This window comes from Vibrio sp. 1F279 (genome assembly GCF_041439815.1).
Lineage (GTDB): Bacteria > Pseudomonadota > Gammaproteobacteria > Enterobacterales > Vibrionaceae > Vibrio > Vibrio tasmaniensis_A.
The window spans coordinates 78,248-101,587 of the sequence record NZ_JBGOOU010000002.1 but is presented as its reverse complement, the minus strand read 5'-3'; the positions used below and the strand labels follow the sequence as shown (position 1 = coordinate 101,587).

General features: G+C 43.3%; 15 protein-coding genes. 6 read left to right on the top strand and 9 right to left on the bottom strand.

Annotated features, from left to right (window positions below):
* Positions 1-352 precede the first annotated feature (352 nt).
* From ACED60_RS02220 to ACED60_RS02205, 4 genes are all read left to right on the top strand, one after another.
* Positions 353-1,570, top strand: a complete 1,218-nt coding sequence (locus tag ACED60_RS02220) for a ParA family protein (protein WP_009846016.1) — start codon at positions 353-355, stop codon at positions 1,568-1,570.
* Between the two features lie 5 nt (positions 1,571-1,575).
* Positions 1,576-2,550: a ParB/RepB/Spo0J family partition protein gene (locus ACED60_RS02215; RefSeq protein WP_371726828.1), complete on the top strand. Its 975-nt coding sequence runs from the start codon at positions 1,576-1,578 to the stop codon at positions 2,548-2,550.
* A gap of 92 nt (positions 2,551-2,642) precedes the next feature.
* Positions 2,643-4,775, top strand: a complete 2,133-nt coding sequence (locus tag ACED60_RS02210; RefSeq protein ID WP_371726827.1) for a GNAT family N-acetyltransferase — start codon at positions 2,643-2,645, stop codon at positions 4,773-4,775.
* A gap of 531 nt (positions 4,776-5,306) precedes the next feature.
* Positions 5,307-6,977, top strand: a complete 1,671-nt coding sequence (locus tag ACED60_RS02205; RefSeq protein ID WP_371726826.1) for a FapA family protein — start codon at positions 5,307-5,309, stop codon at positions 6,975-6,977.
* Between the two features lie 148 nt (positions 6,978-7,125).
* Here ACED60_RS02205 and ACED60_RS02200 read toward each other — a convergent pair whose 3' ends face one another.
* The 6 genes from ACED60_RS02200 to ACED60_RS02175 form a co-directional block, all read right to left on the bottom strand.
* Positions 7,126-9,240 carry a type I secretion system permease/ATPase gene (locus ACED60_RS02200; protein ID WP_009846012.1) on the bottom strand — a complete coding sequence of 705 codons (2,115 nt, stop codon included), beginning with the start codon at positions 9,238-9,240 and terminating at the stop codon, positions 7,126-7,128.
* A gap of 17 nt (positions 9,241-9,257) precedes the next feature.
* Positions 9,258-11,168 carry a LapD/MoxY N-terminal periplasmic domain-containing protein gene (locus ACED60_RS02195; RefSeq protein WP_371726825.1) on the bottom strand — a complete coding sequence of 637 codons (1,911 nt, stop codon included), beginning with the start codon at positions 11,166-11,168 and terminating at the stop codon, positions 9,258-9,260.
* A gap of 5 nt (positions 11,169-11,173) precedes the next feature.
* Complete coding sequence (locus tag ACED60_RS02190) at positions 11,174-11,842, bottom strand: transglutaminase-like cysteine peptidase (protein ID WP_012600028.1); 669 nt, start codon at positions 11,840-11,842, stop codon at positions 11,174-11,176.
* Between the two features lie 59 nt (positions 11,843-11,901).
* Entirely contained in the window at positions 11,902-13,293 is a 1,392-nt protein-coding gene (locus tag ACED60_RS02185; RefSeq protein ID WP_009846009.1) for an HlyD family type I secretion periplasmic adaptor subunit, read from the bottom strand.
* 112 nt (positions 13,294-13,405) lie between these two features.
* Entirely contained in the window at positions 13,406-14,710 is a 1,305-nt protein-coding gene (locus ACED60_RS02180) for a sigma-54-dependent transcriptional regulator (RefSeq protein ID WP_371726920.1), read from the bottom strand.
* Positions 14,711-14,810: 100 nt separating this feature from the next.
* The gene (locus tag ACED60_RS02175; protein ID WP_371726919.1) at positions 14,811-16,709 is read right to left on the bottom strand and encodes an ATP-binding protein; all 1,899 of its coding nucleotides are present in this window, start codon (positions 16,707-16,709) and stop codon (positions 14,811-14,813) included.
* Positions 16,710-16,899: 190 nt separating this feature from the next.
* Between ACED60_RS02175 and pdxH the strand changes: the two genes are divergently transcribed.
* On the top strand, positions 16,900-17,535 hold the full coding sequence (gene pdxH / locus ACED60_RS02170) for a pyridoxamine 5'-phosphate oxidase (protein WP_009846006.1): 636 nt from the start codon (positions 16,900-16,902) through the stop codon (positions 17,533-17,535).
* Between the two features lie 94 nt (positions 17,536-17,629).
* Here the strand turns inward: pdxH and ACED60_RS02165 are convergent, their stop codons facing one another.
* From ACED60_RS02165 to ACED60_RS02155, 3 genes are all read right to left on the bottom strand, one after another.
* Positions 17,630-18,412 (bottom strand): PAS domain-containing protein, encoded by a 783-nt coding sequence (locus ACED60_RS02165; protein ID WP_371726823.1) that lies wholly within the window; start codon positions 18,410-18,412, stop codon positions 17,630-17,632.
* Between the two features lie 376 nt (positions 18,413-18,788).
* Positions 18,789-20,618 (bottom strand): formylglycine-generating enzyme family protein, encoded by a 1,830-nt coding sequence (locus ACED60_RS02160; RefSeq protein ID WP_009846004.1) that lies wholly within the window; start codon positions 20,616-20,618, stop codon positions 18,789-18,791.
* 157 nt (positions 20,619-20,775) lie between these two features.
* A complete protein-coding gene (locus ACED60_RS02155) occupies positions 20,776-21,885 on the bottom strand; it encodes a PEGA domain-containing protein (RefSeq protein ID WP_009846003.1) in 1,110 nt (369 codons plus the stop codon).
* 498 nt (positions 21,886-22,383) lie between these two features.
* Between ACED60_RS02155 and ACED60_RS02150 the strand changes: the two genes are divergently transcribed.
* The gene (locus ACED60_RS02150; protein ID WP_012600035.1) at positions 22,384-23,208 is read left to right on the top strand and encodes an AraC family transcriptional regulator; all 825 of its coding nucleotides are present in this window, start codon (positions 22,384-22,386) and stop codon (positions 23,206-23,208) included.
* Positions 23,209-23,340: the final 132 nt, after the last annotated feature.

The following is a 23,340-nucleotide window of genomic DNA, read 5'->3' as shown; positions in this document are numbered from 1 at the left end:
CATTGAGGTTTGTTTAATTTTTATTGAATTGAAAATCTAGAAATTCGAATGCAAATCACACCAACCGTAATCTATGGTTGTGTTTCAATCGTTCCGCAGCTTTTTAGCGATAATATCATTTACATTGTAAATAAGTGATGCTGTAACATTTTAAATGTGCACTAGAAATAACATGGTTGTGCATGGTGAAAATGATGACTTTTAGTATTACTCTGAGGTGATGTTTCATCAAATTGTAAAAACACTGTCTATTTTATGTGAGTTTACTCATAAATGCATGTTCATGTTTTTGTTGTGTTTGTTGTTAATCGCTGTACAATTTGTACTTAGTTAATCATTACGGAAACTGGCAATGAAAAGAGAACAAACGATTGATAAGCTCTATCAGCTAGCCGAACAAACTCAACAAGTTCAGGCTGACCGAATTGAGATTATTTTGGAAGAGCGAAGTGATGAACATTTCCCTCCAATGTCTAAAGCTATGATGGAGACTCGTTCTGGTTTAACGCGTCGTAAACTCGATGAAGCGATCACTAAACTTGAAGCTGATGGCCATCAGTTTACAAAGAACAACGCCAATCACTACTCGATTTCATTGACAGAAGCTCACATGTTGATGGACGCGGCAGAAGTGCCAAAGTTCCATCAACGTAAGCAGCATGCTGACAATAAACCATGGATTATCAACGTACAAAACCAAAAGGGTGGTACGGGTAAATCAATGACGGCAGTTCACTTAGCTGCGTGCTTATCTCTAAATTTGGATAAGCGCTACCGTATCTGTCTGATTGACTTGGATCCACAAGGCTCTTTGCGTCTGTTCTTAAACCCACAAATTAGTGGTGCAGAGCATGACAGCATTTATTCTGCAGTCGATATCATGTTGGATAATGTGCCAGAAGAGCAGGATGTTGACCTAGAATTCTTGCGTAAGAACGTGCTGTTGCCAACTCAGTATCCTAACTTGAAGACTATTTCAGCCTTCCCAGAAGATGCGATGTTTAATGCTGAAGCATGGCAAAGCCTGTCTAGAGATCAGTCACTTGATATTGTTCGTCTTTTGAAAGAAAAGCTTATCGACAAAATCGCCGATGATTTTGATGTGATCATGATTGATACTGGGCCACACGTGGACCCGTTAGTGTGGAATGCAATGTACGCGTCGAACGCACTTTTAATTCCATGTGCAGCCAAGCGTTTGGACTGGGCTTCAACGGTTAACTTCTTCCAGCACTTGCCAACGGTTTATGAAATGTTCCCGGACGATTGGAAAGGGCTTGAGTTCGTTCGTCTAATGCCAACGATGTTTGAAGACGACAACAAAAAACAGGTATCAGTTCTGACCGAGATGAACTACCTGTTGAATGACCAAGTAATGATGGCCACGATTCCAAGAAGCCGCGCCTTTGAAACTTGTGCTGACACTTACAGCACGGTTTTCGATCTGACGGTAAGCGACTTTGAGGGCGGTAAGAAAACTCTGGCTGTCGCTCAAGACGCAGTACAAAAAAGTGCTCTAGAATTAGAGCGTGTATTACATAGCAACTGGCCTTCACTTAATCAGGGATAACAAGAATGGCAATTAAAACATCTGACTTAAATGCAAAGCTATTTGGTAAAGCAAATAAACGTCGCGTAGCTACGCCACAAGAAGCTCAAGCTGCGCTAAAAGAGCAAGCTCAAGTAATTGAGCTTTCTGTTGCGGGTGAAGATTTAGTTTCATTTGAATTGGTTCGAATTCCAGCCGCTGATGTAGCAACACGAACGGTTGTTTTTGAAGAGAATGCTCGTGAGCAGTCTTTCTTAAATGAGCACGCGCTTTCTGACGTACTAACTACGCTTAAAGAGCGCGGCCAGCAATATCCAGCGGTTGGTCGTAAGAACAAAGACGGCAAGATTGAAGTTCTTGATGGTAGCCGTCGTCGTATGTCATGTATTTTGGCTGACAAAGAGTTCTTGATCTATGTCGCTGAAAACATTAACGGCGAACATGCTAAGTTTCTATCAGATGTAGCTAACGCTCATAAACCACTTTCTCTCTATGAGAAGGGGAAGGAGATGCAAGCGAAGCTTGATAAAGGCGAAGCTGAAGATCAGAAAGCACTCGCTAAAATGTTCCAGTGTAGTGAAGCTTTGGTGAGTGGCGCGTTGAAAGCGGCGGCTTTACCACTTGAATTATTACAAGCTTACCCAAATGTGAGCGATCTTGGCCGCCCGACTATTGTTAAGTTACACAAACAATTTAGCGGTCTTACTAGTGAGCAGCAACAAACATTACTGACCAAGTGTGATGCTTCTGAAGGTTTTGTGTGGCAGCGCAGCGAAGCTCAAGGCGTAACTCGTTTAACAAAAGATGTGACAGAGACTTTAGAAGGTTGGGTGCTCGAACTAGCACCAGCACCCGCGAAGAAAGCTTATCCAAAAGTTGAACTTATTAAAGGTCGAGCGTCATATAGCCGTAAGGGTTCAAACTTGGCGTTAAATCTTAAGAAAGTTGATGATGCAACAATGGAAGAAATCCTAGCATTCGTACAATCTAAGTTAGACTAAGTCACGACTTTTGATTACTCCTCTAAAGCCGCTTTATGCGGCTTTTTATTTGGCTGTGATAAACTGTGTTTAGATGAATCTGGACGCTAACTATGACAAACCCAACCAATACTTTTCTGCATACACTTTCTAATATTGCCCAACACAATGGTCACCGTTACGGTGTGGTCTTTGATGGCGACTTTGATTGGCAAAACTCTGCTGTTTTTACCTTCCTTGAAAATTCGTACACACCGAGCATCTTCCAGATTGGTGGAACTCCGTTTGAAGGTGTGATTTATGCTCCAGTCAAAAAAGGCCAACAATTGCTTGGTCGTGAGTGCCAAGTTCTTGTTTGTGATTTTAGAGATCAGTTTGATGCGAATGGTTTTAGCGCTGCACTAGGTTCGTTAATCGGTGGTGGGCTGTTGTTGGTGTTGCCGCCAAAAGTTGATGACTCTGAAGAAAATGAGAGCTTTGGCCAACGTTGGTTAAAGAGGAATTTCAATAAGCTCATTTCGGTTTCACAACATAACGAAACAGACGATGTTGTTCAAGCGACTAAAGCACTTCCTCTGAAGCAAGACTTTGAAAACAGTTTGGACAAATTTGAACAGCAAAATCTGGCCGTTGAGTTGGTTAAAAAAGTGGTGTCTGGGCATCGTAAACGTCCTTTAGTTCTCACGGCAGATAGAGGGCGTGGTAAAAGCTCTACATTGGGTATTGCCGCTGCTCAGCTTTTAGTTGAGCGTCATGGATTAAATATCATCGTGACAGCGCCTTCAGTGAAAGCAATCGAGCCTGTATTTTCCCACGCGAGTCAACGCCTAGAAGACTGTGAAGTGGTCAACGCTACTTACATTTGCTATCAAAGCGGAAGTTTAAGATTCGTAGCACCAGATGAATTACTTAAGTCTAAGCCTGATTGTGATTTGCTATTAGTCGATGAAGCGGCTGCAATTCCAATCCCGATGCTCAAATCTATGGTTGGCATTTATCATCGTATGGTTTTTTCAACCACCGTTCACGGATACGAGGGGAGTGGGAGAGGGTTTGGACTTAAGTTCGAGTCTTGGCTTTCAGATCATCGCCCAGGGTGGAAAGGTTTTAAGCTCGATCAGCCCATTCGTTGGAATCGCAATGATCCACTAGAGCGCTGGTTGTTTGATTGCTTCCTGCTTGGTAACGACGCGTCGCTAAGTGACTCGGTGATTCATGAGTTAGATAGCTTTTCTGATCTGGCAATCAACCAACTGAGCTTGGTCGAGTTATCAAAGGCAGAATGCTTGGCGAATCCGGAGCCGCTACAGCAATGCTTTTCTCTTCTTGTTGACGCTCATTATCAAACGTCACCAAACGATCTAATGCAGTTTCTCAACAATCCAGAAATCCGTTTGTACGCTGCTTGGCAGAAAAACGAATGTTTAGGTTGTATGTTGGTAACTGAAGAAGGTGGGTTGGATAGCGATCTGATTGCTCAGATTCAACTTGGAAAACGAAGACCTCAAGGTCACCTAGCTCCAGTATTACTCGCAAACCAACTGGGTTGTACGCAAGCGGCGAGCAGTCGTTGCCTTCGAGTTATGCGTATTGCCGTTTCAACACGTCATCAAGGTTCGGGGATTGGTCGTTGGATGTTGGGGCAGTTGTCAAAGCAAACTAATCAGGCGGATTACTTAGCAACGAGCTTTGGCGCGACCAGTGAATTAATTTCATTCTGGCGTGATAACGATTTTGTACCTATGCACATTGGCCACCAGCGCGATCAAGCAAGCGGCTGTCACTCGGTATTGATGGTTAAGCCACTTAATGAAAACGCACAGAATTGGATCTACAATCTGATAAGTCACTTTGAACGTAGTTTCTGTTTTCTCACTTCTGGTTCTTTGGCTTCTCTCGAGGTTGATATGGTGCGCGCATTATTGCCAAGGCAAGCGGAATCTATAGCAGAGTCTGAAATCCAACTCCTCAGGAATTATGTCGATGGTGGTAATAGTTACGACAGCATTGGTTTCAGTGCCCTGAATTTGATTCTCCAGAGTAATGGTCATCAAGCTCACATAGCTGAACCTGACGCTATAATCGATACAGGTTTCGTTGTTTCAGACTTACTTATCGCGAAAGTCGTGCAGCAGAAAGAGTGGGGGACTTGTGTCGAACAGTTTAATCTAGTCGGACGAAAACAAGCTGAGCTACAGTTTAGAAAAGATGTCGGTACTCTACTATCAAATTTACACTGTAAATAGGTAGATCAACGATTGTCACTAAATTTGGAACGACAGAGCATATGTCGAGCTGTTAATTAGATTTACAGTGTAAATTAGAATGCCGGATTTACACTGTAAACTGAACAGCAGTATGTAATGACCTATGTAATTTCAATTATCCAATCTTTATGCAATTTCTCACTTTGTTGAACATGTCCATCATGACGCTCATTTCCTATCTCAATTCTACCAATCTAATTATCGCCGTTGTTTGGAAGGTCTAATTCTGTATTCTCACATCAATTCATCCCGAATCGTTTGGTGATGAAGATCCGTCGCTGTATTGCGATCTTATGCTCGTACCCAATACTCATAGTTTGAAAAAATCGTGAAAGAATCTTTTTTGTAAAGGTGAAGAAGAGATTAGAATCGGTCAGTCTTATTTATGAGTCCCTTTGCAACATCGAAAGTAAGTGATGTGACGCTGATTATTCTACTGTAGTGATTCTAAGCACTGAGCGAATTATATAGACTGCATAACAACAGAGTTATTAAGGGTACACAATTCGAATGTGGGATAGCATCGTTACATTGTCGGAAGATAGGAAGCAAGTGATGGCATGTCTGCCGTCTGGGTTTGTGGTCAACGCAAGCTTTGACAATAAGACATTACCAACAACCTTAGAAGCTTTGAACGCATCAAACTATTTTATTTTCGAAGAAGAGATACTGCGTTTTGTCACTCTTGCTAAAGAAGGTAAGGGAGAAGCTTATCAAGGAATATTGATTGCTGAAGTTCGTAATTCCAGTGTTACGGTTGAACTGTCTGATGATGAGATGCTCGCAAGTCTTGTTGTAACTGGGGCATATAATGGGCAGGCATTACGTGGCAGCGATATCATTCATTGCTTGGCTCAGGCTCACATAACGAAAGGAATTAATAAGCTAGCACTTAGAAAAGTATTGATGATGAGCAGCAAGCTAAAGCCGGGTGAAAAATTTACTCAGCCCGTTGCCAAAGGTTCTCCAGCTGTGAAGGGTAAAGATGCTAAGTTTTCAGCATTGGTTGAAGATATTACTCATCAAGTATTAAAGCCTCGCAGTAAAGACGCCGGTAAGATCGATATGCGAGATCTCGGCGAAACCATTACCGTTGGTCAGAATGACCCGCTAATGAAACGAACTCCTGCCACCAAGGGTATTGCGGGCTTTACCGTCCAAGGTCGAATTATCCCACCCCTTCCGGGCCAAGACAGTTTGATTAAGCCAGGAAAAGGCACCCACATTTCCCCTGACGACCCTAATTTATTACTTTCTTCATCCTCTGGTCTGCCCATTATTAAAGAGCGAAGTATCGAAGTGGATGACGCCTTATGTGTTAGCAATGTCGACGTATCTACTGGGCACGTTAAATTCAAAGGTAATGTGTTTGTCTCTGGGAATATAGAACCTGGAATGATAGTGAAGGCGACCGGAAGCATTACTGTTGGTGGCTTTATTGAATCTGCAGAAGTTCAGGCTCAGGGGGATATAAAAGTCGCGAAAGGAATTATTGGTCATACGACCAAAGAGGATGAGCCAAAAAGTTGTAAGGTACTTAGTAAAGGCTCTATCACAGCAAGCTACGCACAGAATACTGAACTGCAAACCGCCAATGACATTCTACTCAACCTACATAGCATGAGTAACGACATTCGTTGTGGCAACAACCTCATTGTGATGGATACCTTTAAGAAGCATGGCACACTTAGTGGCGGTGAAGCTAAAGTCGGCGGTAAAGTCGAATGTGTTTTCTTAGGCGTTGAAGGGGATACAGCAACTAAGGTTCATGGCTTTGCTCGCTTCGAGGGATATCAAAAAAAGATCGCTCAATTGAAAGAGATTTATAAGCACGCTCAAGAACAAACCATGGACGTCATCCGTCAAGAACTCGAATTTAAGAAGCGACCAAAAGCGGAAAGAAGCGAAGAGCAAGCGTTGGAGATTGAGCAGCAACGAGAAAAAAACAATCAAGCGATAGAGAAGACTAAATCGCAGTTGGATACACTCGAAGCTGAATTTGAAACAAACCTTGCCGAGTGCACAATAGAGGCGCACGAGAAAGTGTACACCCGTGTATCTGTTTTGTTTGGTGATGAGATGGTGACGACTAAGCGAACGCACGGCGGCAGTGTTTTCTCGTTCAATCAATATGAAATTCAATGTTCTTTCAAAATGGAGAAAGAAGATATCTCATTGTAATTGAGCGACTCTGAAATTGCCCAAGACTGAATAGAGCGGTTCGAGCAGTTTTCTGTTCATTAGAACAAATAAGAAAGGGGGAGCTGATGCTCCCCCTTTGCTTTTGCTGATATTGACTTAGTTCGATTCTTTAAGTCACATGAGCGCTTTAACTTGCCGCTTTTACCTTTCCTTGCTTCAAGTCTGACAGAACTTGTGATTTTGGTCCGTCGGCAATAATACTGCCTTTCTCCATCACAATCACTCTATCCACGATATCCAACATCGACGTTTTGTGGGTGATAAGAATCAAAGTCTCACTAGGTAACAGCTGGCTCAGCTGATGCTTAATGTGCATCTCTGAACGGTTATCCATAGCGCTGGTAGGTTCGTCCATCAATAATACAGGAGGGCGCCCTAGGAAGGCTCTAGCTATGGCTATCGACTGACGTTGACCTCCTGAGAGTAAACCACCACCTTCACCTACTTGGCGTTCTAAGCCTGCCGGATCTTGCTGAGTAAAAGCGGTTACACCTGCACGGTTGGCAGCATCCATGACATCACGATCGTCAACCAACGGGCGTCCCAAGGTAATGTTGTCTCTTACCGTGCCATAGAATAGGTTACTGTCCTGCGGCACACAGCCTATATTGCGTCGTACGTCGACATGGTGAAGTTGTTCCATATCGGTGTCATCAATGCGAACATGACCTTCTGTGGGCTTATACAGGCCCATAATCAGGCGTTCAAGTGTGCTTTTACCTGAACCAATTCGCCCAATAATCGCGACCTTTTCACCTGGACTAATATTAAGAGTCAGGTCTCTTATAGAAGCGATTGGCGAATCAGGGTAATGGAATGTTACTTTATCAAGCGCGATATGCCCTTGAATAATAGGGCGGTGGATGTATCGCTTACCTTCCTCTTGTTCACTGGGCATCGACATGACTTGTTCAATCAAGGTCATTGATGACTTCGCTTGGTTATAACGCGTAGAAAGCAATGATAACTGGACAAGAGGACCAATTGCTCTACCACTCAACATAGTAGCGGCAATCAAGCCACCCATTGTAAGAGTGCCTTCTGCCATTAGGTACACACCAAAAATAATCATTCCCACATTGGTACTTTGTTGAACAAAGCCAGCAGTATTTTGGATGCTATCGGTAATACGACGACTCTTGATATTCCAGTTCGCCATGTGCGCAACAGCTTCTTCCCAGCGGAATTGGAACTGGCTTTGAGCGCTGAATAGCTTAACGGTTTCTAGCCCCGCTAAACTCTCAATTAAGTTTGCGTACTTCTGAGAAGCAAGGCGAGAGCCTTCTTCAATGGTACGACGCAGCGGGCCTTGTATTAACAACGCATAGATGATCAGTATCACCACGCCAACGACAGGAACAAACACAAGGTTGCCAGCCATTAACCAAATTAACGCCAGGAACATAAGAGCGAATGGCAAATCGATTAATGAGCCTATTGTTGCCGAAGTAAAGAACTCACGGATTGACTCGAATTCTTGCAGATTTTTAGCAAAAGCACCGACAGAAGCAGGCTTCGCTTCCATGCGAATCCCGAGCACCTTACTGAACAACTTAGATGAAATCAGGATATCGGATTTCTTACCCGCAACGTCAATAAAGTAGCTTCGCATTAACTTTAAAAGCAAGTCAAAGAGGAAGACGACAAAAATACCACTCGCGAGTACCCATAGCGTCTCAAACGCAAGGTTTGGTACCACTTTGTCGTACACCAAACGAGTAAACATTGGAGCTGCAATAGCGAAAAGGTTGATTAGAATTGATGCGATCAGCACATCTCGATAGATTTTTTTAGATTGCCAAATTGTGCTCCAAAACCAGTGACCTTCGCGCGTTTTTAAAATTTCTGGTGAGCGTTCATCATAACGGAATTGTTTCTTTACTAAGAAGTAACGGCCGATGAATTGCTCTTTCAACTCTTCGATTGGGATGACGATTGGCATCATCCCACTTTCCGTTGTGATGATTTCGGCTTCTTGCTTCTCAATATCGATACTATTAAGAACGCAAGCCTCACCTTGCTTGAGTAACAATACGGCTGGCAGAATTAAGTGAGGGATGTTTTCTAGATCGGAACGGTTTTCTTTGGCCACTAACCCCGCACGCTCTGCAGAGCGAGGGAATAGGAAAGGGGTTAGCTTTCCATCTGAGAGTGGTAGCCCATTGATCAACGCTTCGGGCGAGTTAGCTAACCCGTAATACCGACTAACGTAGATCAGTGAGTTTAATAGTGGATCTTGCATGCGATATAACCTTACAACTATTTATCAACAATGAAGCCTTGGAACACTTCTACGTAGTTATCAGACAAAATATCTAACTGAGTCTGAGTTTCAATTCGTGACGCAATAGTCGTCACACCAAGGTTATGAGCCGTTCTTGAGATAGACGTTAACGTAAATTTCTGTTTTTCGTCATCAAGGTTATGAGTAAATAGGTAATCCAGCTTCACATAGCTAGGGCGGTACTCGTTGATATAATCGAGCGATTGGAAGTTGCGTCCATAGTTATCAACACCAAACACCGCATCAGCGTTGCGAATGGTGTTACACAATAGTGCCGTGTAGTGAGGAACATTGACGAAACAGTTTTCTGGAATTTCAAAATGCAACAGATGAGCGATTGACGCATTTTTCTCAAGAGACTTTCCGATCCAACGGATGAAGCTTGGCTGAGAAATACTGCTTGGCGAGATATTGATAGCAACGGGGCTAGTAAGCTCTTTTGCATTCAGTTTATCAATCATCTTCTCGATAACGTATTGATCGAGGATGTGGCTCATTTCAAGCTGTTCTAATGCGTATAAGTATTGGTTGGCACCGTAACGAACCCCCTCTTTCTCAATCGCAGAGAACACTTCTTGGTGATAGGTTTTGCCAAAACTATTATTTGCAGCTTGGAAGCGGAAAGTTACTAGGTCATTGATGATTGCTTCTTCGACCAACATGCGCCATTGCTGTTTACCCATTACAGCGCCATGGTCGTCAGCAGTTACGTAACCGTAAGCGAGCTCACGGTTAGCTTTCGCGCTAGACAGTGCGTTATCGACCAAAGACATGATTTCAGTACTGGTTTTACGTTTCTTGCTGTATGTCACACCGAGAGCTATGTGTGGATTTGCCATACCTGTTGGATCTGAACCTAGATTTTGAATGCAGTTTACGATGCTGCTCGCGACGAGTTTCAGTTCATTTTCATCAATGCTCGGCATAATGAAGCCAAACTCATCACTAGAAATACGAGCGATAGTAATATCTGGAGATGAAATAGAAGCCTGTAGCTGTTCAGCTAATTGGTGAACTAAGGCATCGCCTTCTTGATAGCCTTTGTCATCATATTCTTCACTAATAAATTCGGCTTTTAGCACCGCCAGACCACCTAAACTAGACTCTTCTAACCACTGAGTTAGTTGAGACATGTAGTAAGCACGGTTACCTAACTGAGATACAGGATCGATATACGCGCGTTCACGAAGTCGTTGCGCTTCTTGTGCTTGGCTCTTAAATGCAAGTTCAACTTGAGTCGACATGTGGTTAATACCGTCGACGACTAAGATGAGGTCTTTTGTTTTAGGGCGAACCAGAGGCTCACCGAACTGATTTTTGGCGATTTGATCCATTTTTTTTATGATTAATGACAGCGGACGTAGTGCTCGTTGGAGTATCCATGAAATCGAGATCAAACCCAGTAAGAAAATCGCTCCAAAGAAGGTCACTAGCCGTGTAAATGCCTCCCAAAGCTGAGTATAGGCTGGGCCTGGGTGGCTCACTATCTCAACTTCAGCAAGTTGCATCCAACCACTAGTAATCACGCGGCGATCATGAATCGGTTTAAACAAATTCAGGTTGGTAAACCATTGTGGGACACCACTTGGTTTCACAGGGTATGAACGAAGAATATCATCTCCTGTGTCTAAAAAAATCAATCGTACGACAGAGTAAGAACTACCATCAAACAGTGCGTTGATAACAGACTCTACAGCCACTTGATCCTTTTCTTCGAGGTAAGGGGCGAGCGCCAGTCCAACAGTATTAATGGTATTATTTACTTCAGAGCGTTGCTGCTCTTCTAAGTAGTCACGGGTGGTATTGAATTCGATCATAAAAACTGAGGTCATCAGTAATATGAAAACCGCAACCATTCCGACCACAAGCTGTTTATATAAAGTCATTGTACCTACTCATCGTAATTGATAATGGGTTTGTTTAATTTTAGAGAGCGCTCACGCGAACGTAAGTCGTTCCATAAGCTCAATCTTGAAGATTTTCCTGATAACTTGCCGCTGCCTGCCGCCGACTTGATTAACCATAGGTTTTTACCATTGAAGCTGTATATCGGTCGTAGATCTCTGCGCTTGGAGCCGCGTTTTATTTCAGGGTTTAAGTTGTCTAAAATTAGTGGTTCTGCACTGGGTGTAGAGTAGTAAGCCAACACCATATGGAATTGGTTTAACTCAAGTGCTTTTACATACACTAATCGTAATTTCTTATCTGGGACGCCGAGTTCAAGTAAAGAGAAGTATTTTGCGATAGTGAAATCTTCACAGTCACCCGCGTTACTGCCCAAAAATTCCAGCGGTGTCGCCCAGTAGTCATTCTTTCCCCAAAGTATACTGTCATCGACAAAGTACATTTGGTTGAAGAACCGATTTACCGAATCGAGTTTCTCTTTTTCACTTAACCCTGCGTACGACGTCATATTTGAGCGCCATGTCGACACTCGCTTCCCTGCTCTTTCTCCGTAGGTTACAGAGACTGCGTCGATCCACCTTTGGTCACTCTTGTTCAGTGCCCCGGAAGTAAAAGAGGTAAGGAACAGTAGCAATAACGAAAACCGAGACTTCATTGCTGCTGCTCTTGTTTTTTCACTGCACGTAGGAAGACGTTATCAAGCATTAACCGTCCTTACTCTTTTAGTGCATTGTTTTGAGCACTCAAAATTGGCTTCAACATATATTCAAGCACGGTTCTTTTGCCGGTGATGATATCGACAGAAGCGGTCATACCAGGAATGATAGGCAGCTCTTCATTAGCCCCAAAGCTGTACTTCTCGGTACGAACACGCACGATGTAAAAACTATTGCCTTCTTCATCTTGAGTGGTGTCAGCACTGATGTGTTCTAACACACCCACTAAACCACCATATTTAGTAAAGTCATAGGCACTGAATTTAACCACAGCGCTCAATTCTGGACGGAGGAATGCGATATCTTGTGGAGCAATTTTCGCCTCAACTAATAGGGAATCTTCAGTTGGTACAATCTCAACAATGTCCATACCCGGTTGGATAACACCGCCTACGGTATTAATACCAAGCGTTTTGACGGTTCCTGTTACTGGAGAAACTACTACAGTACGATTAACTCTGTCTTCAAGGCCAACCGCTGATTCCGTCATTGCAGAGAGCTTATCTTGTGCTTGGTTTAGCTTCTCTTGTTGTTCTGATCGGAAGTTCAGTGCAGCATCGATACGACTGAGCATCGCTTCTTTGATTGCTGAACGTAGAAGAGGGATTTTGAGTTCGCTAGAGGTCATTTCTCGACGAGTGTCGTTAACTTGTCTTTGCAGCTTGAGCAGTTCAATTTTTGGCACCACCCCTTCATCAGCAAGAGGCTTGGTAATATCCAGCTCTTGGCGGGCAAAGTTGTAACTCTGTCTTAAATTCTGAACACGCGCTTTTATTTCAACTAGGTCTTGTTGCTTCTGTCCAACCTGTTGATCAAAAACGGAAAGTTGGTTCTTCAGGTTATTCAGATCTTGACGATATTCTGCTTTTTGGCGATTAACCAATTTGGGGTGAAGGTCGTAGAATAGTGGTGGGAAGGCGAGTTTACCATAATCGAGTAAGACACTTTTTTTCCACTCTTTTACTGAGAATTCTTCATTGATAACCACACTGGTCAGTGAGGCGGACAGCATGAGTACATTAGCCGTTAAGTTCGCAACTTGTTGCTCACGTTCACGAAAGTCAGAGCGGAATCGAGTGTCATCTATTAATAGTAATTGTTGCCCTTTTTGAACTCGTTGCCCTTCTTTGACTAAAATTTCTTTAACCAAACCACCTTCAAGGTTTTGCACCACCTGAATCTGAGAGGAAGGGATCACCTTGCCTTGGCCAACAGTCACTTTGTCGATTTCAGCCCAAGCAGACCAACCAATAGCAGCGACAAAAAACAGAACGATAACCCACAACATAATACGCGCACTGGTGGGCGTATTGAGGAGCAGTGCCGCTGTTTTGTCATCGACATACTCAAGTTCGGTCTCGTTCAATTTGCTGAAATTTTTCTGACTCATAACAGTCCTTGTTCGCTAAATAAAAGTGCAAGCTTTGTGAGTGTATTCTTACTTTTGATAAATGTTAAGGCTTTGCTCCTTTAAATCTTTGAATTTATATATTTTTTAACTCTTATTGTTTTTTGAAATCTGTTTTATCAAGTTGGTGTTTTCTCAGCTTGTCATAAAGCGTTTTTCGCGATACTTGCAGTTCTTGCTGTACCTCTTTTAAGCGCCCTTGATGACGATGTAGTGCCTCTATCAAGAGGATTTGCTCAAAGCTATCGGTTCGTTGGCTTAATGACAGTTGTTGCTCTTCAGTCTTTAGAACGATGTGGCTCTTATCGCTTTGATCTTGATTATGATTAGGCTCTGATTCAAGCGATGTCAGCTTGGGTTTAGTCAACACTCTGAGTTCTGCATGCTGGCGAAGCTGTCGAATATTTTCACTCCAGTGAGTGGCGATCAATCGTTGAACCTCTTTTTCTGTAATCACCGGTGGGGGTAACTGATATCGACTTGCCGCACCACGAGCAAAATGTTTAAACAAAGAACCAATATCTTCTATTCGTTGCGCTAGCGGTAGCAAATCAAATCGACGGAACTCACTTACCATTGTAGTAGGAAGTATTGTGGTTGCTAAAATGATACAAGTTGCACTGGTCTTGCATGAGTTTTCACGAAGTAGAGTGGGTTTTAGGTTCGCTAGCCACTGCCATTGGTCTTGAGTTAATGCTTCTGTTTCATGGATATAAAGTGTCCCACCCTGATGTTTCAAGAACAGTTGCAAAACAAACTGATGGAATGTCGCTTCGTCACTGCGTGGCAAATTAAACGCAGCAACAGGGCAAAGCTCTGCAGCTTGATGGCTGTGAAGATCGTGCGTGTACTGCGCCGTGACCCTTTTACCCGTTCCTAAGTCACCGACGAACAGTAGAAGTGGGTTAGTTTTGGTATCTAGAGAGATCAGTTCTCGGCGTAATGCCTGCATTGATGGCGATTGACCAATCAGTTTTGGGCCCACCTGATTCTGTACCGCCAACTCTTTACGTAATAGATTATTCTCTTCAACCAAAGCGAGCTTATCCGATGCTTTTTTTACTGCGGTCAGCAGGGCATCGACCACAAACGGTTTTTCCAAAAAATCATAAGCGCCAGCTTTCATTGCGGATACGGCTGTTTGCACGTCCCCATGGCCTGTCAGTACGATGATCTGAAAATGAGGGTTTTGATTCAGCAGCTTTTGTGTCAATTGAATGCCATCCATCACTGGCATGTGAATATCGGTAATGACAATCCCAGCTTGCGTCACATCTATTCTCTTTAGTGCCTCAATGGCATTGGGGAAGCAGGCAATATCGATGCCTTCAATGAGCATGGCTTGCTCTACGGAGTCTCGAATGGCGGGTTCATCATCGACAAAATAGAGTTTAGGCAGAGGGTGCAAAAGTCGAATCCTTAACAGTATGTGAGGTTAGCTATGTGTGAAATTAGCAGTATGTAAAATTCATTTTCTAATCAACGATAACAACGGCACGTTAGCCCTTATCGTTATATAACGGGATGTTTAGCGAGAATACCATGCCTGAAGGCTCTAATCGGTTGGCGCTGATCGTGCCGTGATAAGCTTCAATAATCCGTTTCGATATTGAAAGCCCTAGCCCTAGGCCTTCCGGTTTAGTGGTAAAAAACGGGTTGAAAAGCTGTTCTAGCTTATCGTCCGGCATGCCAATTCCGTTGTCCCAAATGATCAACTGACAAGAATTATGATGCAATTGCCATTCGATGCCTATCTGTGGGCTGGCCGGTTGGTCAACGTTTTCCAAGTTTTGTTGCTCCTGCAAGATTTTCTGTTCAAGAACGTGTTGTTGAAGCGCTTGGGTCGCGTTGTGAACCAGATTCACCAGTACTTGCTCGAGTTCGGTTGGATGAATGGCAATATTAATGTGATTTGGCACCGTGCTTAGTCTTAGTGTAATGCCTTGCTTGATCATCAGCGCACTGAGAATACTGGTGGCGTTGTTGACCGCTTGGTGCAGGTTCGCGACATGATGTTCTTGTTTAGTGACCTTGCGAGTAAAGACTTTGAGTCGCGCTATGATGTCGGTAATGGTGTTGTTGAGGCCAATCATTTTCTCAAGATTGCTCTTCACTAAATCTGTCCGTTCCATTTCAAGCAGCTTTAAGCTGTTCTCGCTATAAGTTCGAAGCGCTGCAAGCGGTTGGTTGATTTCGTGGTTAATGCTGGCTGACAGCTCTCCGAGTACCGCTAATTTTGCTGTTTGGGTCAGCTCTTGTTCTGTCTGCTTCAGCTTTAACTGCGATGCTTGGTATTGAAAAATGGTTTGCTGAAGTTGTTGATTGGATTTCTTCAAATAGTGAGTACGTTTATCAACGGTTTGTTCTAGGTTTTGGTTGAGCCGGGTTAGCGCCACTTTCGCGACGTAAGTCTGTCGCCAAGACCACGCGATGAGCATCACCAAGCTGTAAATCACCACGAAGATGACATCGATCTGCAGCACTTTAATAAGCTCTGCTTCGGCCTTTTTTAATGCGACAACTTGGTACTGATTGTTACTGAAGGTTGCGGGGTAAAGATTGAACGGTCCAAGTTTAAACAATCGGTTTGCCGTGAGTTCTCTTTGTACTCGATTTGGTTGAATGTTGTTGGGCTGATTGGCGTCGTTAACTTGTGGTTGATAGTTGGAAGAGCGAAAAGCTTCTATGATCGAAATTTCGCTTTGACCGTATTGGCGCTGCAGGGCGATATCGGTTTGTTGCTTCTGGCTTAATGGCAACAACGAGTGATAAAGCCACTGAGTTTGGCTGGAGAGAAAAACCACTTGGTTAGAGTCGAGTACCACAATCTCAAAATCATCGCTGGTTAGGATGTTTTCAAGGTTCTCTAGACTCACTTTAACGGTGATAACCCCAACAATGTCATTCTCTATATACAGAGGCGAAGACAAAAAGTAACCGCGTACGTTGGAGCGAGCACCCAGTGCGACATAGTGTGTGCTGTTACCTTCAATCGCGGACGCAAAATAAGGACGAAATGAGAAGTTCTCACCCACGAAAGTACCGAGCTTCTGGTAATTACTGGAAGCGACCACAGTACCGCTCGGGTCATGAATATAGATGGTGTCAGCTTGGCTTTGATTCGACCATTCAAATAGCAATTGATTGAGCTGCGCAGCGGAAATCTTGTCTGTTTGTGGTGATGAGTCAAAATAAGAGAGCAGACGTGGGTCATGGCTGAGCAAATCAGGGATCTGTTTGAATTTATCCAGTTCAGAGTCGATTTGTAGGTTCGCTTTATTGGCTGCTTCGTTGAGCTTTTGAGTGACCACTTTTTCTTGAAATTGTACTGCCAAAAAATGAGTTGCGCTCAGCCCAATAGCCCCCAATAACAATGAGTATAAAACGAAGGGAGTCATTATGTTAAGCAGTATCTTAGTCACTAGGATCTCAGCATGTCATCGGTTTGTATAAAGATTATCAATATGATGGATAGAGTACCGAGATCTTGTTAACACAGAGCACCTTCTGTGAGACAAAACCATGGCTTAGACTTGTGTTTCAAAGGATTACAGCGCAAAATCAAAAAAAATTGAAAGGAGCAAGCAAATGGAACTGACCGATATTCGTCGCGAATACGCTAAGGGTGGATTGAGACGTAAAGACTTAGCCGCAGACCCGATTGAGCAATTCAATCTATGGCTAGAGCAAGCTATTGAAGCTAAGTTGACGGACCCTACTGCCATGACAGTTGCTACGGTTGATGAAAATGGTCAGCCATTCCAGCGAATTGTTCTGCTAAAGAATGTTGATAAAGACGGCTTCGTTTTTTACACCAACTTAGGTAGCCGTAAAGCGCACCAGCTAGAGCACAATAGCAAAATCAGTTTGCATTTCCCTTGGCACCCTCTTGAGCGACAAGTTCATATTACGGGCACGGCTGAAAAACTGACAGCAATGGAAAATATGAAGTACTTCTCGTCACGACCAAAAGAGAGCCAATTGGCCGCAATTGCAAGTAAGCAAAGTAGCCGTATCTCTGCTCGTGGGATTTTAGAAGGCAAATATCTAGAGCTTAAACAGAAGTTCGCGAAAGGAGAGATTCCTGTGCCTTCTTTCTGGGGTGGCTTCCGTGTGCGTGTGGATAGCATTGAGTTTTGGCAAGGTGGCGAGCACCGCTTGCATGATCGCTTCTTGTTCTCACGCCAAGATAGCCGTTGGGATATCGACCGCCTAGCGCCTTGATTTGCTTAATGGCTTAACTGCTTAACTGATCCAAAATACCGTTGATTAGACTTATCAACGGTATTTTTTTGTCTGCATCTCATCAAACCAATATCTAGTCACTGTGCAGAACAACGGAGATCTGCTTTTTAAGCAGGGTTTCTGGGATCATAGAGCCTAGCCCCGAGTCCAACGCATACTCAATCAACTGGCTTTTACTGCGCGCATCAAATTTCTGTTTCAACCTGGCGACATGCCCTTCGACCGTTTTGATTGAAATGTTCAACGTAGACGCGATGTACTGTGGTTTCTTGCCGAATAGCAGCAAGAACAGCACTTCTGATTCTCGCGAAGTGAGTCGCTTTTTGAGCTTTGATATGCGTGGCTTTGATCCTGCAATGGACACTTGATTGTCTTTTTCGCAAGTCGCCTGACACACCCAATGGCCTACTTCTAAGATGGCGGTGTCGGTGAGTTCTTGACCATAAAAAATGGTGCCTTGAACTTCGCCATTCCCATCAAGCCAAGGGGTTTTAGTAAAAATATGGGCGTGCCAGCGTCCGTCTGGATAAGGGTGAATATCGAGGATTTTAAGAGTACTGCGTGTATCCATTACATGTTTGTCTTGAGCCCTGAAATCCTGCGCGCATTCGGTTGTTTGACTAGGCATATCGAAATCGGTTAAGCCCGTACAAGTTTCGTTGGGTTTTAAGCCAATTAATTGGTTGTAAGCAAGGTTGGCATACACGAAGACAGAGTCAGTATCTTTGCACCCCCAGCAACCTGGAAGTTGTTCAAATAAAGAGCGATGTATGGAATTGAGGGGATCCGGCAAGGTTTTATCTCGTAAGAGGGAGTGTTGCAATGATATCAGTTTCTTATAGAGCTGCAATGACAATTAGAAGTCGAGTTATGCATCAAAAATGGAGTGTGATTAATGATTGAACGGCATGTTGTTTAAGTGTGCCTTTATTGATCAATAGCTAAACAAAAAGGATGAGAAAAAAGCAAAAAAAAGCCAGCCTGAAGAAGGGCTGGCCAAAGACAAGATATAACTTGTCGACACGTAGAAGATTTCCAGCTTAATTTACGAGGGTCATGTAAATTAAGCTGAGGTATCAGATAGATACCCAGAGTGACTTACTACTCTATCGACGAATTTACTCCTAGGTGAGATCGAATATAAGGAGGGAATTCCCCTATAAACACTGACTCAACCGGATACTAGGAGAATCTAAGGTAAATATTTGAGGGCTTTGAGTAATACCAAGAGCTTATAGCTCTCGTAATACTCGGAATCCTAAGTAGTTAGCGGCAGTAGAAGGCGAAACGTACAGTTCAGCAAACACTTTTGCCTCTTCAGGAGAGAAGCTCCACGCGCCCCCCTTAGCGATGCCTTTTTGGGTTGCAGTCCATTCCCAAACGTTACCTACCATGTCGTAGAAACCCGTTGGCGTTGGCAAGAATGATTTAACAGGAGAAGTACTGACGTTTGACCACTGTGTACCAGACCAACCAGTATTAGCTCTACCTGAACGGAATTTGTTGCCCCACCAGAAGCTGGTATCTTGACCCGCTCTTGCCGCCGCTTCCCACTCTTGTTGTGTTGGTAGACGGTAAGTAAAGCCTGTTTTTTTAGATAACCAACGTGTGTACGCTTTCGCATCGCTTTGGCTGACGCATACAACGGGAGAGTTATCGACTTGCTTGAAACCAGGAGCTTTCCAGTCATTGTCTGACACAGTCGTGATTTCTGCATTCACGAAGGTATCACAAGTGTTCATAAGCTCTGCGTCGGTCTGGTAACCCGTATTTTTCACAAATGCTTTAAAGTCTTGAACACGAGTTGGGGTTGCCGCTAATGCAAATGGCTGTTTGATCGTGACTTGCTCAGCGTTATTTTCACCGAGTAGGTAAGTCCCAGATCCAACCACAATCATTTCTGGACTTTGAGCACCATTGCCCATTGGGTCAGCAAACTTAGTCCCCACATTCAGTGAGTTCTGCTTCGCTTGTAATACTGCTCTTAGGTTGTGATCTCGGGCTATTTTCAGCTCTTGGTGGAAAGAAAGGTAACCTTCTTTCTCAATCGTAACCATGTGCTGCCCTGTCGGTAGCATCACTTCCACCGGTGTGCTGCCATAGTTCACACCATTGATAGAAACCTTGTCATTATATTGATTTGAGCGAACCACCAAGTTAACCCAAGCAACTTCTTTCTGCTGATCATCGGCTTGCAGATCGCTCTGATCGAAACAGTTTGAGGATTGAATGCCAAGTAAGCGGCAAGGAGTGTTCTTATCTGGACGAGTTTCTAAATTCGCAGCAACCACTGCTCGGTAACGGTTATCTTCGGAGAAGCCAGATGATTTCACGCTGTGTTGTAGAACGTGAATATTCAAAGATGCAGACGCTAGGTGTTCTTTTACTATTTTTGATTCTGTCGCGTTGGATACAAGGCTATTTTGAAATTGTTTTACTGCTTTTTGAAGTGTCAAAGCCACCGTTTGGTCTGAACATTGAGCTAACGTCATGTCGCTGCTACAGCGGTTGGTAAAGCTAACAGTATGTTCTTGTGTTTGAGTGACCTCGCTTCTTAATCTCTCAGCTCTTGCTCTTAGTTTGTCTTGATTCAAATGGGCGATAGACATTTCTACAGCCGATTTTTCGGCTTTGATGGCCTCTAGTTCCATCACTAAGCTTTGAAGCTTTTGCTCTGAATCCGAAATCGTAAGCTTGTGCTCTTTTACCGATTTCCAGGCATCTTGAAAGCGGTTTTGAGCTGGTGAGATATCGAAATCTGGCTCATCAATCATGCGAGTGTAATCTTGCTCTAGGCTAGTTTTCGCCGTTGCGAGTTTTTGCTCTGATTGAGCTAATAACTTGGCTTGACGTGCCATTTGCTCTGCTTGGTTGTCGACTTGATTTTGTTTGTCCGCCATCTTCTTCTCGATAGCCGTTAAACTGGCATGTTCTTCGAAAAGAGAGCTTTCAATGTCGATGACTGATGACGTGATTGCTGGAGATGTCGCTTCAGCGAAAACAGCAGGCGTCATTAAGCATGGAGCAAGTGCAAATAATAGAGTAGGAAAACCTTGGCGCATGTTGGGCTACTTCAGTCGTAATTTAGGTTAATTGAATATTCTAACGAAAACGCCATTTCGTTTGAAGCTACTTTCTATAACTACAACAAGATGGCGAGTATTCATTCAGCTTTGTGAAATAGGCACGGCTATTTATATCAGGCTTAGCTTTATATATTTAGATTTCATTTTCTTTACTAGGAAGGAGTTTCACCCAAATAGTATCGCTGCCGTTGATAGTCACTGTGCGGTTGTATGACTCGTAACCTTCTTTTGAAATGGTTACTTGGTGACGACCGCTCGGTAGCGAAACCTCTAGGGGTGTGCTGCCGTATTTAATGCCGTTGATAGTTACTGAGTCATTGTACTGATCAGAACGTACCATCACGTTTGCCCACTGCTTGTCGCTCTTCTTTGTAACCTTAACGTCGCTGTCCGTTAAACAGTAGCGAGTTGAAACGTTCAATAAGTTACATGCTGCAATCGCTTCCGGTTTTGCTTGAAGTTGAGCTTGCATCTGCACAAAGTAAGAGTTGTTTCCAGAGAAACCGCTCTTGATTGCTTGGCTGTCTTGAACATGAATGTTCAATTGAACACCTTGTAAGTTTTGCTTCGCAAGAGTGCTTTCTGTGAGCTGTTCAAGTAATTTGCTCTTGAAGTTTTGTACTGCTTTCTGCTTCGTCAGGTGTTTACCTTGAGCAATACACTCACCCAGTGTCATTGTTGATGAACATGTGGTGGTGTAGCTCGTTTCAAGAACGGCACTTTCACGAAGTTCTGTTGCAATACGTTTAACGCGAGCTTCAACTTTTGATTCTTTCAAGTTAGCCAGCTCATTATTCAAACGAGCTTGCTTTTGCTTAATTTGAGAAAGGTAAATTTCGTTCTCATTCATCGCTTGCTGATTATCTAGCTGAGACGATTGATTCTCTTTAACCGCAGCCCAAGCATCTTGGTATCCTTTCTGAAAAGAAACCAGATCCGTTTCTGGATCGTCAAGTAAGCGACTGTATTGTTTGTCGAGTACAGATTTAGCTCGGTTACGTTTTGCCTTTAACTCTTCACCTTCACGTAACAACTTACTGTTCTGGTTTTGAAGTTGTTTTAAGGTCTCAGTTGCCGATACTTTGGTCGCTGAAATACGCTCAATATCTGAGTTTTTCTCTGTTAGCTTTGCATCGATAGCTGAAACGGGATCGACTTGATTCAGTTCTTCAGCTGATAACGATGCAGATACCCAAAGTGGGGATAGCGCAAGTAAAAGCGCTGAAATTCGAAAGTTAGTCATAGGTCCCTGCAACTTGTATATTTAAAATTGGCTCGTTAATAAAGTGTCTACTTCCTAGTTGTCAGTCACTAGTTATTAGCAATTAACACAGTACCCGTCTTTATACCGTTTTATTGCCCTCCAATCTACTCAAAAGCTAAGTTTCGCTACTTCGGATACACTTTTTACATATTTACACCGAAATAATTGAGCTATATAAGAAAATATTGTCGTTATGGTGTAGTCATTTGGTTTCCATTTGTGACTTGCTTTGACTTTTGGTGTTCAGATTTATTTGCTCTTGGAACAAGGAAGAGTGGCCTAAATATTGGAAGGTTGACTTTACAAAGCCCGTAGTTTGGGCTCGCTTGATCATACTTCCGGAGACATGATCACGTGGTTATCAATAATGATCTTTCTTTGAAGAAGAGAAAACAACTCTCATGATCATTTACAAATTCATCTTCTGCAGATTTCAGAGTATTATTCTTATCATGTCGACCTAAGTACTTTGCTGTCATGCCAAAACCTTTACCCTTTCCAAACCTAGACTTGTCTCCGCTAGGGCTTACTGGCCCCCGACCCGCGGAAATCATAACTTTGCCTTCGCATATGGACTGTCACGATCATCATTATTCGCAGGTGGTGATTGGTTTAAAAGGTCAGGCTGAATTTGAAGTGAGCGGTAAAGGCAATCTTGTCGGCCCAGGTCAAGGTTGTGTGGTAACGGCGAGCTCTGATCATGCTTTCGGTGGTGTGGTTGGCCAGTCGGACATCCTAGTACTCAATATGCCAGTGCCAACGGATGATGACCCTCTGATGCTAGAGAAGATCAATCAGTTAGAATCATCGAACGTCTACTTCCAATTAGACGCGCAAATTCAAAAGCTTATCCATATGTTGGTGCAAGAAATGCAGGCGAGTCCTAATGATCTGCTACTAAGCCGAGCCTGTAATGATACAGTGATCGCGCTGATGCAAAGACACATCTCGGCATTCGAAACCTCAATCAAAGATTCACGCTTTGATCTTGAAGCGTTGGATCGCTACATAGAACAGCATTTAGCAAATAAGATCTCCGTCGCGCAGCTTGCGGGTAGTGTGTTTTTGGGTGAAAGCCAGTTCCACATGCTATTCAAAGATCAAATGGGTATTACTCCGCATCAGTACGTGTTAGGTAAGCGTATCGACCGATCTCGTCGTTTAATCGAACAAGGTAACCTCAGCCTAGGTCAGGTCGCTGAACTGGCTGGTTTCTCCGGTCAATCTTCCTTTACTCACACCTTTTCACGCCTTCAAGGCATGTCACCATCTCAATACAAAAAGAAAATTTCTGTTAAATAGTGAAACAAAACGGCATATTATTTTAAAGTTTCATATGTGACCTTGTGTTTGTTTTGTTAATAAAGCGAGTTTTTAGCAAAAAACTCGGAGTTTTTGACAAGTAATCCTTATATACTCTAAATACACTGCTGC

Bases quoted from the DNA above. Each gene is read 5' to 3' on its own strand.
- ACED60_RS02220 (WP_009846016.1), top strand. From the start codon at position 353: ATGAAAAGAGAACAAACGATTGATAAGCTCTATCAGCTAGCCGAACAA.
- ACED60_RS02215 (WP_371726828.1), top strand. From the start codon at position 1,576: ATGGCAATTAAAACATCTGACTTAAATGCAAAGCTATTTGGTAAAGCA.
- ACED60_RS02210 (WP_371726827.1), top strand. From the start codon at position 2,643: ATGACAAACCCAACCAATACTTTTCTGCATACACTTTCTAATATTGCC.
- ACED60_RS02205 (WP_371726826.1), top strand. From the start codon at position 5,307: ATGTGGGATAGCATCGTTACATTGTCGGAAGATAGGAAGCAAGTGATG.
- ACED60_RS02200 (WP_009846012.1), bottom strand. From the start codon at position 9,240: ATGCAAGATCCACTATTAAACTCACTGATCTACGTTAGTCGGTATTAC.
- ACED60_RS02195 (WP_371726825.1), bottom strand. From the start codon at position 11,168: ATGACTTTATATAAACAGCTTGTGGTCGGAATGGTTGCGGTTTTCATA.
- ACED60_RS02190 (WP_012600028.1), bottom strand. From the start codon at position 11,842: ATGAAGTCTCGGTTTTCGTTATTGCTACTGTTCCTTACCTCTTTTACT.
- ACED60_RS02185 (WP_009846009.1), bottom strand. From the start codon at position 13,293: ATGAGTCAGAAAAATTTCAGCAAATTGAACGAGACCGAACTTGAGTAT.
- ACED60_RS02175 (WP_371726919.1), bottom strand. From the start codon at position 16,709: ATGACTCCCTTCGTTTTATACTCATTGTTATTGGGGGCTATTGGGCTG.
- pdxH (WP_009846006.1), top strand. From the start codon at position 16,900: ATGGAACTGACCGATATTCGTCGCGAATACGCTAAGGGTGGATTGAGA.
- ACED60_RS02160 (WP_009846004.1), bottom strand. From the start codon at position 20,618: ATGCGCCAAGGTTTTCCTACTCTATTATTTGCACTTGCTCCATGCTTA.
- ACED60_RS02155 (WP_009846003.1), bottom strand. From the start codon at position 21,885: ATGACTAACTTTCGAATTTCAGCGCTTTTACTTGCGCTATCCCCACTT.
- ACED60_RS02150 (WP_012600035.1), top strand. From the start codon at position 22,384: ATGCCAAAACCTTTACCCTTTCCAAACCTAGACTTGTCTCCGCTAGGG.